The 9,785-nt window shown below is 70.6% G+C and carries 11 protein-coding genes; 3 read left to right on the top strand and 8 right to left on the bottom strand.

From position 1 onward, the window contains the following. Positions 1-5 precede the first annotated feature (5 nt). The 4 genes from WDZ95_RS18080 to WDZ95_RS18065 are packed head-to-tail and all read right to left on the bottom strand — an operon-like array spanning position 6 to position 4,367. Entirely contained in the window at positions 6-1,259 is a 1,254-nt protein-coding gene (locus WDZ95_RS18080; protein ID WP_166224327.1) for an ABC transporter substrate-binding protein, read from the bottom strand. Between the two features lie 45 nt (positions 1,260-1,304). Continuing rightward, positions 1,305-2,099 (bottom strand): enoyl-CoA hydratase/isomerase family protein, encoded by a 795-nt coding sequence (locus WDZ95_RS18075; RefSeq protein WP_425780495.1) that lies wholly within the window; start codon positions 2,097-2,099, stop codon positions 1,305-1,307. A gap of 4 nt (positions 2,100-2,103) precedes the next feature. Then, positions 2,104-3,153: an acyl-CoA dehydrogenase family protein gene (locus tag WDZ95_RS18070; RefSeq protein WP_425780493.1), complete on the bottom strand. Its 1,050-nt coding sequence runs from the start codon at positions 3,151-3,153 to the stop codon at positions 2,104-2,106. After that, positions 3,150-4,367: an acyl-CoA dehydrogenase family protein gene (locus WDZ95_RS18065; protein ID WP_425780491.1), complete on the bottom strand. Its 1,218-nt coding sequence runs from the start codon at positions 4,365-4,367 to the stop codon at positions 3,150-3,152. The genes WDZ95_RS18070 and WDZ95_RS18065 overlap by 4 nt, the downstream gene beginning before the upstream one ends. 124 nt (positions 4,368-4,491) lie before the next feature. On the opposite strand from WDZ95_RS18065, the gene WDZ95_RS18060 reads away from it, so the two are divergent. After that, positions 4,492-5,193, top strand: a complete 702-nt coding sequence (locus WDZ95_RS18060; RefSeq protein ID WP_425780489.1) for a TetR/AcrR family transcriptional regulator — start codon at positions 4,492-4,494, stop codon at positions 5,191-5,193. 83 nt (positions 5,194-5,276) lie between these two features. On the opposite strand, the gene WDZ95_RS18055 is transcribed toward WDZ95_RS18060, so the two are convergent. After that, complete coding sequence (locus tag WDZ95_RS18055) at positions 5,277-5,621, bottom strand: KGG domain-containing protein (RefSeq protein WP_425780487.1); 345 nt, start codon at positions 5,619-5,621, stop codon at positions 5,277-5,279. A 135-nt stretch (positions 5,622-5,756) separates the two neighbouring features. On the opposite strand from WDZ95_RS18055, the gene WDZ95_RS18050 reads away from it, so the two are divergent. Beyond that, entirely contained in the window at positions 5,757-6,629 is an 873-nt protein-coding gene (locus tag WDZ95_RS18050) for a YihY/virulence factor BrkB family protein (RefSeq protein ID WP_425780485.1), read from the top strand. 9 nt (positions 6,630-6,638) lie between these two features. Here the strand turns inward: WDZ95_RS18050 and WDZ95_RS18045 are convergent, their stop codons facing one another. Beyond that, complete coding sequence (locus WDZ95_RS18045) at positions 6,639-7,628, bottom strand: response regulator transcription factor (protein WP_425780483.1); 990 nt, start codon at positions 7,626-7,628, stop codon at positions 6,639-6,641. A 173-nt stretch (positions 7,629-7,801) separates the two neighbouring features. On the opposite strand from WDZ95_RS18045, the gene WDZ95_RS18040 reads away from it, so the two are divergent. After that, entirely contained in the window at positions 7,802-8,563 is a 762-nt protein-coding gene (locus tag WDZ95_RS18040) for a sensor histidine kinase (RefSeq protein ID WP_425780481.1), read from the top strand. 12 nt (positions 8,564-8,575) lie between these two features. On the opposite strand, the gene WDZ95_RS18035 is transcribed toward WDZ95_RS18040, so the two are convergent. After that, positions 8,576-9,265, bottom strand: a complete 690-nt coding sequence (locus tag WDZ95_RS18035; RefSeq protein WP_425780479.1) for a nucleotidyl transferase AbiEii/AbiGii toxin family protein — start codon at positions 9,263-9,265, stop codon at positions 8,576-8,578. Further along, a complete protein-coding gene (locus WDZ95_RS18030) occupies positions 9,258-9,776 on the bottom strand; it encodes a helix-turn-helix domain-containing protein (protein WP_425780477.1) in 519 nt (172 codons plus the stop codon). The genes WDZ95_RS18035 and WDZ95_RS18030 overlap by 8 nt, the downstream gene beginning before the upstream one ends. Positions 9,777-9,785 lie beyond the last annotated feature (9 nt).

The following is a 9,785-nucleotide window of genomic DNA, read 5'->3' as shown; positions in this document are numbered from 1 at the left end:
CGCGCTCAGGCGGTGCGCAGCTTGAGCTTCTGGCCCGGCGACGGCGGCAGGATCACCGACTTGCCGTCGACCTTGATGTACTGCCCCACCTGGTAGCCCTTGTCGGTGCTCGCGGGTTCGATGAACACCAGCTCCACGTCCTTGACGGCCTGGTTGTCTTCGGCGCGCATGGTGCGCGGGCCGGTCACGGTGTCCCAGGTGAGGCCCTTGAGGCTGGCGATGACCGAGCGCGTTTCGGTGGACTTGCCCTTCTCGGCCGCGCGGGCCAGCGCATAGATCGCCGCGTGGGCCTCGGCCGCCCAGCCCAGCGGCTCGGGGTCGCGCGTCTTGGCGGTGTAGTCGGCCACGAAGCGGTCGCTCATGGCGTTGCCCTTGTTAGCGGCGGCGTAGTAGTGCATGCCGGTCCATTGGGGCGGCAGTTGCTGCTTCATGCCGCGCGCCACCAGGAATTCGTTGGCCGCGTCGCACACCACCTTGTAGCGCTGCATCAGGCCGAAGCCGCGCGCCTGCTGGAACATGGTGATGGCGTCGCCGCCGTAGGTGGCGTTGAAGCAGCCCTCGGCCTGCACGCGCAGCGCCGCGGTGATGCCGTTGCGGTAGTCGGACACGCCGTAGGGCATGAGGATGGGGTCGAGGATCTCGGGTTTTTTCTTCGCGATCGCCGGGTAGAACTCGAGCAGGCCGTCGACGAAGATGCCCCACATGGTGCGGCCGTATTCGTGGTCGGGGATCAGGCCGGTCCAGCGCGTCACGTCGGGGTACTTCTCGGCCATCAGGCGCGCCTGCGCGCGGCCGCGCGCGTCGGGGCTGTCGCCGGGGCGGAACATGTTCTCCGAATAGGCCTCGTGGTTCATCTTCTCGGTGCCCGCGCCGCAGGTCAGGTGCACGCCCTTCTCCTGCGCCATCACGGGCGCGAGCGCCAGCACCACCGCGCTCGAGATGCCGCCCACGTGCAGGTTGATGCCCATGCCCAGCAGCTCGCGCGCCGCGGCCAGCGCAGCCGCGGGGTTGGCCTTGTCGTCGCGGATCTCGAGCGCAACCTGGCGGCCCAGGATGCCGCCGGCCTTGTTGATCTGGTCCACCGCGATCTCGGCGCCGTTCTTCACGTAGGTGCCGATGAACTCCTGCGGACCCGACAGCGGCGTGATCAGGCCGATGCGCAGCGGCCCGGACTGCGCGAGCGCCAGGTGCGGAAAGCTCAGGGCCGTGGCGCCGGCGGCGCCGAGTTGCAGCACGTGCCTGCGGTTGGGGTTGCGCATGGTCTGTCTCCTGGGATGGGTGTTGGGGGGAGAAGGCAGGCCGGTTCAACGGCCGGTGAAGGCCGGCTTTCGCCGGTCGCGGAAGGCCCGCACCGCCTCGGCATGGTCGGCGCTGCGGTTGGAGAGGCATTCGTAGGCCAGGCCGGCGTCGAAGTGCGCGTGGAACAGCGCCTTGAGCGGCAGGTTGGTGGTGATCTTGGTGTAGCGGATGGCGATGGTCGCGCCCGCGGCGATGCGCTGCGCGAGCGCGTCGGTGGCGGCGTCGAGCGCGTCGCGCGGGTGCACCTCGGTGACCAGGCCGATGCGCTCGGCCTCCTGCGCGCTCAGCAGATCGCCGGTGAACAGGTATTTGCGCGCCCGCGCATAGCCCACCACCTGCGGCCAGATCAGCGCGCCGCCGTCGCCGGCCACCAGACCCACGCTCACGTGCGGATCGCCGATCTTCGCGTCGGCCGAAGCCAGCACGATGTCGCTGAGCAGCGCCAGGCTTGCGCCCAGGCCGGTGGCGTGGCCATTGAGCTTGCAGATCAGCGGCTTTTCCAGGTCGAGCTGGGTGAAGACGATGTCCTTGCCCTCGCGCGCCATGCGCTCGAAGGCGCTCGGGTCGTCCACGTGCGACTGCATCCACTCGATGTCGCCGCCCGCGCAGAAGGCCACGCCCTCGCCGGTGAGCACGATCACGTCGGAGTCGGGGTCGTTCTGCAGATCGGTGAACACGCGCGCGAGCTCGCTGTGCAGGCGGCCATTGACCGCGTTGCGCTGCTCGGGCCGGTTCAGCGCGACGGTGAGCACGCGGCCCTGGCGCGAGAAGCGCAGGCACTGGTAGTCGTCGAATCGCATGGGCTTACCTCGTCTCGGACAGGGGTTGGGCAAAACGCTGCAGGTGCTCGGCACTGCGGCCGAACAGCTGCTCGTCCACGAGCACACGGCGCAGGCAGTGGCTCACCGCGTACTCCTCGGTGATGCCGATGCCGCCGTGCAGCTGCACCGCCTCCTGGGCGAGCAGGCGGCCCTGCGGCGGGATGAAGGCCTTGGCCGCGTGCACCTCGGCCGCGCGCGCGGGCTCGCCGCAGGCCAGCGCCTCGACCGCCTGCGCGAGCACGGCCTGCGATTCCATGAGCCGCAGGTACATGTCGACCGTGCGGTGCACCACCACCTGGTGCTGGCCGATGGGGGCGCCGAACTGCTCGCGCGCCTTCACGTACCCGAGGGTGAGTTCGAAGGCGAGTTCCATCGCGCCCAGCGCATCGGCCGCAGCGGCAAGACCCGCGAGTTGCGCGGGCGTGTCGGGGGCCTGAACGGGCAGGGTCTCGGCCGCGCAGGCCTGCAACTGCAGCGTGGCCGCGCCGCGCCCGTCGAGCAAGGGACAGGCCTCGCGCTGCAGGCCCGCGGCGTCGGCGCGCACGGCATGCCAGCGGCCCTGCACCTGCAGCAGCAGCAGGTCGGCGATGTCGGCGTCCGGCACCACCTCGCAGCGGCCCGTGAGGGCGCCGTCCGTGGCACGCGCGTCGGCGCCGAAAGCGCAGGCCACGCGCAGGCCGCCCGCCATCAGGGGTTCGAGCCAGCGCGCGCGCTGCGCGCCGCTGCCGTGCGCACGCAGCACCTCGGCCGCGATCCAGGTCGACAGCAAGGGCTCGTTGATGCCGGCCGCGCCCGCGTGCCGCGCGAGCAGGGCGATCGAGCCGATGCGCCGGCCCAGGCCGCCGTCGGCCTCGTCGCTGGCCACGCTGAGCCAGCCCATCTCGGCCATCTGCGCCCAGGCCCCGGCGTCGAAGCGGCGCGATGCGGCGTCCAGGCGCTGGCGTTGTTCGAAGGCGTAGCGCTCGCGCCGGTAGCGCAGCGCGGCGTCGCCCAGGGCGGCGTCGATCTCGTCGACGAAAGAATCGCGCTTCACAGTCCGAGCTCCGCCTTGGCAATGATGTTGCGCTGGATTTCGTTGGAGCCGCCGTAGATGGTGGCGGCGCGGCCGTGCAGGTACTCGCGCACCAGGCCCGGCCCGGCCAGCGGGCCCACCGCGCTGCGCGGCGTGTCGCCATGCACCAACGCGGGGTCGTACACCGCGGCGTGCGGGCCGAGCCAGTCGATCGTGGCCTCGGCGATCGCCTGCTGCAGCTCGGAGCCGCGGATCTTCATGAGCGAGGCGTCGGCACCCGCGGGCTGGGTCGGGTCCATGTGGCGCGCGGCCTGCAGGCAGTAGGCACGCAGCGCGTGCAGCTTGAGCCGCAGTTGCGCGATGCGCTCGCGGAACGCGCCGGCTTCCGGCCGTGCGGGCTCGGCGTCCACCAGCGCCTGCAGGTGCGCGAGCTGGCGTATCGAGCGGCCGGTCTCGGCGGCGATCACGCGCTCGTTGTTGAGCAGGAACTTGGCGCAGGTCCAGCCCTGCCCTTCTTCGCCCACCAGGTTCTGCACCGGCACGCGCACGCCGTCGAAGAACACCTCGTTCACGTGGTGGCAGCCGTCCATGGTGCGGATGGGCCGCACGGTGATGCCGGGCGTTTTCATGTCGATCAGCAGGAAGGAGATGCCCTGCTGGCGGCGCGTGCCTTCGCTGGTGCGCACCAGGCAGAAGATCCAGTCGGCCCACTGCACGTAGCTGGTCCAGATCTTCTGGCCCGTGACCACGTAGTGGTCGCCGTCGCGCACCGCACGTGTCTTGAGCGCGGCCAGGTCGCTGCCCGCACCGGGCTCGCTGTAACCCTGGGCCCACCACTCGGTGCTCGACAGGATGGGGGGCAGGAAGCGCGCCTTCTGCCACGCCGAACCGAAGGTGAAGATGACCGGCCCCACGTAGCTCACGCCGAAGGGAATCAGCCAGGGCGCACCGCAGGCCGCGCTCTCCTCTTCGAAGATGAAGCGCTGCAGCGGCGTCCAGCCGCGGCCGCCCCACTCGCGTGGCCAGTGCCCCGCGACCCAGCCCCGCGGAATCAGCGCGTGCAGGAAATCGAGGTAGTCCTGCTTTTCCAGGTACAGGTTGGCCTGCACCTTGGCGCGCACGCGCGCCGGCAGCTCGCGTTCGCAAAACGCCCGCACCTCGGCCCGGAAGGCCTCGGGGTCGCTCGGGTCTTCGGCGGCCGGTGTGACAGCGGTGATGGGATTTGGGTTCTGCATCGCGTATAAACTGAACCGTGGTTCATTACTCATTATTTGCAGAACCGGCTGCGGCGCACCTAGGGGAAACGCGAATGCGCATGCGCCACCGCAGCGGGCCGGTGCTGCCCTAGGATCGACACCCATGAGCACATCGCGATCACGCCCGAACGCCGAAACGGACGCGAAGCGGCCCGCGGCGCGCGCGCCGCGCCAGCCGCGCAAACTGTCGGAGGCCTCGCTGCAGGCGCGGGCCGAACGCGCGGCGCGCACGCGCGAAGAGTTCCTGATGGCAGCGGCCAAGGTGGTGGGCGAAACCGGCTACCGCGACGCCTCGATCCAGCGCATCACGGCCGCGTGCGGTGTCGCGCTCGGCACCTTCTACCTGTACTTCCCCTCGCGGCAGGCGCTGTTCGACACGCTGCTGCCGCACTTCGGCCTGCAGATGCTCGACTACGTGCGCGAGCGCATCGGCAACGAGGAGCGCTTCTTCGAAGCCGAAGAGATCGGCTTTCGCGCGGTGTTCGAGTACCTCTCTGACAACCCCTGGTTCTGGCGCCTGCTCAACGAGGCCGAGGTCGAGGCGCCCACCGCCTGGGCGCGCCACCACGCGGCGGTGCACGAGCGCTACATCCACTTCCTCAAGCGCATGAAGGCGCGCGGCGAACTGCGCCAGTACGCCAAGAGCGAACTGCCCACGCTGGCCGACCTGCTCATTGCGGCGCGCGACTACGTCTACCGCACACACCTCACCACCGCGAGCAAGGGCGGGCGAACCGTGCCCAACGCCACCGTGCGCACCTACCGGCGCTTCATCGAATCGGGCCTGGCCAACCCGGCCGCGTGAAGCGCCCATGAAAAATGCCCCGCTGGCGGCGCCAGCGGGGCCCAAGAGCGCGTCGGGCAGTGAACGCGCTCAGCGGTGATCGCTCAACGATCGTTCTTGTGGCTCTGGCGGCCGGCTTCGGCGTGCTGCTCGTTGCTGCCGCCGCGCGGGGACGAGGACGAGCCGCTGCGCACGTTGTCGCTGCCGCTGCGTTGAGCGCCGCTGTTGCCGCTGTCACTGCCTTGGCCGCCATGGCTCTTGGAGCCGGCTTCGCGCGCTTCTTCGCTGGTGAACTCGTGCGCGTTGCCGCTCGCATGGGCCGCGCGCCCGCCTTCGGCGGCGATCTCGCGCTGGCGTTCCGGGTCCATGCCCGCAAAGCCGCGTTGCGAGGACTTGTCCTGGTTGCTCTGATTGCCTTGGTTGCTCTGGTTGCCTGGGTTGGTGGCCATGGGGTCTCTCCTGGTGTCGAGGTGGGAAGGAATCGCATGGGCCGATCGGCCCTTGCCCGGGTCCTGGGCAAGGCGCGTGCCCTGCCCCCCGGTGTAAAAAGGGCGCTCCCTGCCCTGGCCCAACAGGAGATGCCGATGGCTTCGTCCCCCTCCGCCCGGTCGACCCTCAAGGCCCTGCTCATCGACACGGTGCAGGCCTGGATCGACGAACGCGCCTCGAGCATGGGCGCTGCGCTCGCCTACTACACCGTGTTCTCGATCGCGCCGCTGCTGCTCATCGTCACCTCGGTGGTGGGCCTGTTCTTCAGCGAGGCCACGGCGCGCGCCGAGATCGTTGCGCAGCTCTCGGCGCTGGTGGGCGAAGACAGCGCGCGCACCGTGAACCACCTGCTCGAGAGCGTGAACCGCCCCGCCGCGAGCCTGCTCGGCACGGTGATCGGCGTGGGCACGCTGCTCATCGGCGCCACCACCGTGCTGGCCGAGCTGCAGCACGCCCTCGACCGCATCTGGCACGTGCCGCCGCAACGCGCGGGCAGCGGCGTGTGGAGCTTCATGCGCGTGCGCCTGCTCGCGCTCGGGCTCACGCTCGGCGTGGGCTTTCTGCTGATGGTCTCGCTGGTGCTGAGCGCAGGCCTCGCGGCGTTCGGCAAGTGGTGGGCGCCCTGGTTCGGTGGCTGGGCCGCGTTCGTCGACGGCATCAACTTCGTGTTGAGCCTGGGCTTCGTGACCGCGGTGTTCGCGATGATCTACAAGGGCATGCCGCGCGTGCGCGTGGCCTGGCGCGACGTGTGGCTCGGCGCCTTCGTCACGGCCCTGCTCTTCACGGTGGGCAAGGCCCTGATCGGCATCTACATCGGGCGCAGCGGCGTGGCCTCGGTGTTTGGCGCGGCCTCATCGGTGGTGGTGCTGCTGCTGTGGGTCTACTACTCGGCGCAGGTGTTCCTGCTCGGCGCCACCTTCACGCGCGTGTACGCCCAGCGCATGGGCCGCTTCGTGGCGCCGGCCTGAAGCCCGGCCTCAGCGGCCGCGGCCCAGGGTGTCGCCCAGCGACACCTTGTTCGACACCCCCAGGATGCCGTAGGCCTGCTGCAGGTAGGTGCGCACCGTGGTCGCCGACAGCCCGGTCTCTTTCGAGATCTGCTTGCTCGACAGGCCGCGCGCGTACAGCTCGGCCACGCGCAGCAGGCGCTGCGGCAGCACCGCGGCGTTGCGCGCGTCCCCGACTTCGATCCACCAGCCGCCGGGCACGCGCTTGATGCGCCCGGCCAGCCGGCCGCTGCGCCGGTGCATGCCCGCGGGATCGTCGGTGAGCCAGGCGCCCAGACTGGGTGGCCAGCGCATGCCGTCGTGGTCGGTGCAGCCTTCGGCCAGCAACTGCCCGGCCTGCACGCCGCAGAACGACAGCCGCCCCGATGCGTCGACCACCGCGAGCCGGTCCACCGCCATCGAGCGGTCGATGGCCTCGATCTGCGAGCGCACCGAACGCCACAGCAGCACGGCCTGGCGCGTGAGCGCGTCCAGCAGTTCGGCGTCGGCCGCACCGAACGCCGGTGTGGCGGCGCTGCGGTAGGCGGCCAGGAACAGCACCTGGCCTGTGATGGGCTCCAGGCGGCTGGCGATCACGCCCTGCGCCAGCCCGAAGCGCTGCGCCCAGTCGCGCACCGGCTCGGCCAGCGCGTCGCGGTCGGTCCAGACCACGGGCGCGCCGGTGTTTTCCACGATGGTCTGCGCCACACGGTCCTGCAAGGCGCAGTCGTGCCACCAGCGCACGAGTTCGGCCGGCAGGTCCACCGTGTTGGTGAGGAACAGCGAGGGCAGGCCGCCGGCCGGCCAGCTCCCCAAGCCCCACCAGGCGCCATCGAAGGGCAGACAGGGCCGGGCGGCCAGCAGGCTTTCGCCGGGGTTCCAGCGCACGCCCAGGTCCACGCCGGCGTCGAGCGCGAGGGTCAGGGCCTCGACCGTCGGCACAGCGACGGCGGCGGCCGCGGGATCAGGCAGGGTCTTCATTCGCAGACGGTCAGCCGCAGAACTGGGCGGGCGCACAGGCGCTGCCTAGACTGGCCGGTTCGGGTGTGGGAAACGACATCTGTATCCAATTGCAAGCATGCTAGCGGCACACCGGTGCCGCCCTGTGTCACCGGCTTTCTGCCACGCCCAAACCGGCCAAAACGCACACCCCGATGGCGTCCTCTCGCGACTTTGGCAACACCCCATGGACCGGCGATGCGCCCGCAACGGCGCTGCCGGCCGCGCCGGCTGGCACCGGCGGCGCGCCGCCGCGGCACCCCTGGCGCCAGCTCGGCCAGGCCCTGGCGCACGACCTGCGCCCGCCGCTGCGCGCCATCAACGGCTTTGCAGCGCTGATCGCGGCCGACCCCGACAGCCGCCTGAGCCCGGACAGCCGCGAGCGCCTGGACCGCATTGCCAGCGCGGCGACCCAGCTCGGCGACATGATCACGCGCCTGCTCGAACTGGTGCACGCCCAACACGCCGAGCTCGTGTGCGCGCCGGTGGACCTCAATGCCCTGGTGGCCGACGAGCTGCAGCGGCTCGCACCGGCCCATCCCCACCTGCGATGGACCTGCGAGCCGCTGCCGACGCTGCACGCCCAACCGCAGTTGCTCACGCTGGCCGTGCGCGAATTGCTCGCGCACGCGGCCGAGCACGCGCCGGCCGACCGGCCGCACACGCTGCACATCCGCCACGACGCCGACCGCCAGGCCTGGTGCGTACACGACCGCTCGCGCGACCTGCAGGGCGCCGACCCCGACACCCTGCTCGACCCCTTCCCGCGCAGCGCGGCGCGGCCCGCGGGCCACGCACCCGCGCGCGGCCTGGCCGTGGCCGCGCGCGTGGTCGAGCGCCATGGCGGCCGGCTGTGGATCGAGGCGCGCAGCGGCTTCGGCGTGGCGGTGTGGGTTTACCTGCCCACGCCGGATTGAATGCCGGTGGCGCTACGCGCCCAGGTGCAGAGCGGCAATCCGCGTTCGCAGCGTGGCCTCCGGCACCACCATGTGCATGGCCTTCATGCACTTCTGCAGCCGCCCTTCGCGCTCGAGCAAGCCCTGCCGGGCGCGGGTGAAGGCCTTGTCGATCGCGCCCCCATAGGCGCGCCGCGCCTTCTCCACGCCCGGGGCCGGCACGAGACCATCGGGCAGGAACATCGCCAAGTCGATGAGGTCGCGACTCATCACCGCATCATCGGCGTAGCGATCGGCATTGGCCATGAGCTTGGACGCCACCAGATCTTCGGCCGCCATTCGCCAGACCCCACAGACCCGGTCCTCCGGCAGGGGGTCTTTGAAGGCGATGCGGGCCTCGAACACGAGCTCGACCTTCACCGGCACTTCGTCGACGGCCACCGCCATGCGGATGCCGTACTGATCGACGATGGGTTCACGGCGCAGTTGCACCGGCCGCTGGAACAACCAGCCCGGGTCCTTCTCGCGCACCGCTTCACGCAGGCCCCGGTACCCTTCGATGGACGCGCACACGAAGTCGATGTCGACCGACTCGCGGTACTCGCCACACGACAGGGCGATCGCCGTTCCCCCGCCGAAGAAGCAACGGTGCTTGAGCAGAAAGGCCGCGTCGATGGCTTCCAGCAGGGCGGCGATGCGCCGGTGGTGTTCGCGTTCAAACAAGCAACACCCCCTTGCCGATGGTGCTCGTGAGCTTGCGCAACAAGGCCGCTTCCTCGCCCACGATCTTTGCGGGTTCGATGTGGCGCCAATTGCGTTCGTACAGGCTCAGCACTTCCTCGGGGCTGAGCCGGGTGTCCGGATCGGGCAGATGCCATGCGGCCACCGAGCGCAGGTGCGGCAGGCGTTTGAGCGAGATGCGCCTGGGCAGGGCGGGCTTGCGAGGCGCCAGCAAAAGCGCATCGCGCCTGTCGTGCCCGACACGGTCGTCCCGCGCCAGCAGCGCAAGGTCACCGGCCATGCCCAGCGCGCCCATCACCCTCACCAGCGTGCCCAGGCTCGTGGCCGCCGGCTCCCCCACTTCGAGCCGGCTCAGCGTGACGCGCGTGATGCCCGCCCGCTGCGCGAGTGCCTCGGCACTCCAGCCCCGGCGTTTGCGCGCGAGGCGCAGGCGGGCCCCGAGCTCCTTCAGCAGCGAAGCGCTTTCATCGGAAACGGCGGGATAGCTCGGCATGCAATGCAT

The sequence above is a fragment of the Hydrogenophaga sp. T2 genome (genome assembly GCF_049843535.1).
Lineage (GTDB): Bacteria > Pseudomonadota > Gammaproteobacteria > Burkholderiales > Burkholderiaceae_C > Hydrogenophaga > Hydrogenophaga crocea.
The sequence above is the reverse complement of the archived record's forward strand: the minus strand, read 5'-3'. Positions and strand labels throughout refer to the sequence as shown.

Coding starts and splice junctions, on each gene's coding strand:
- WDZ95_RS18030 (WP_425780477.1), bottom strand. CDS start 9,776: ATGCCGAGCTATCCCGCCGTTTCCGATGAAAGCGCTTCGCTGCTGAAG.
- WDZ95_RS18060 (WP_425780489.1), top strand. CDS start 4,492: ATGAGCACATCGCGATCACGCCCGAACGCCGAAACGGACGCGAAGCGG.
- WDZ95_RS18080 (WP_166224327.1), bottom strand. CDS start 1,259: ATGCGCAACCCCAACCGCAGGCACGTGCTGCAACTCGGCGCCGCCGGC.
- WDZ95_RS18055 (WP_425780487.1), bottom strand. CDS start 5,621: ATGGCCACCAACCCAGGCAACCAGAGCAACCAAGGCAATCAGAGCAAC.
- WDZ95_RS18050 (WP_425780485.1), top strand. CDS start 5,757: ATGGCTTCGTCCCCCTCCGCCCGGTCGACCCTCAAGGCCCTGCTCATC.
- WDZ95_RS18075 (WP_425780495.1), bottom strand. CDS start 2,099: ATGCGATTCGACGACTACCAGTGCCTGCGCTTCTCGCGCCAGGGCCGC.
- WDZ95_RS18040 (WP_425780481.1), top strand. CDS start 7,802: ATGGCGTCCTCTCGCGACTTTGGCAACACCCCATGGACCGGCGATGCG.
- WDZ95_RS18045 (WP_425780483.1), bottom strand. CDS start 7,628: ATGAAGACCCTGCCTGATCCCGCGGCCGCCGCCGTCGCTGTGCCGACG.
- WDZ95_RS18065 (WP_425780491.1), bottom strand. CDS start 4,367: ATGCAGAACCCAAATCCCATCACCGCTGTCACACCGGCCGCCGAAGAC.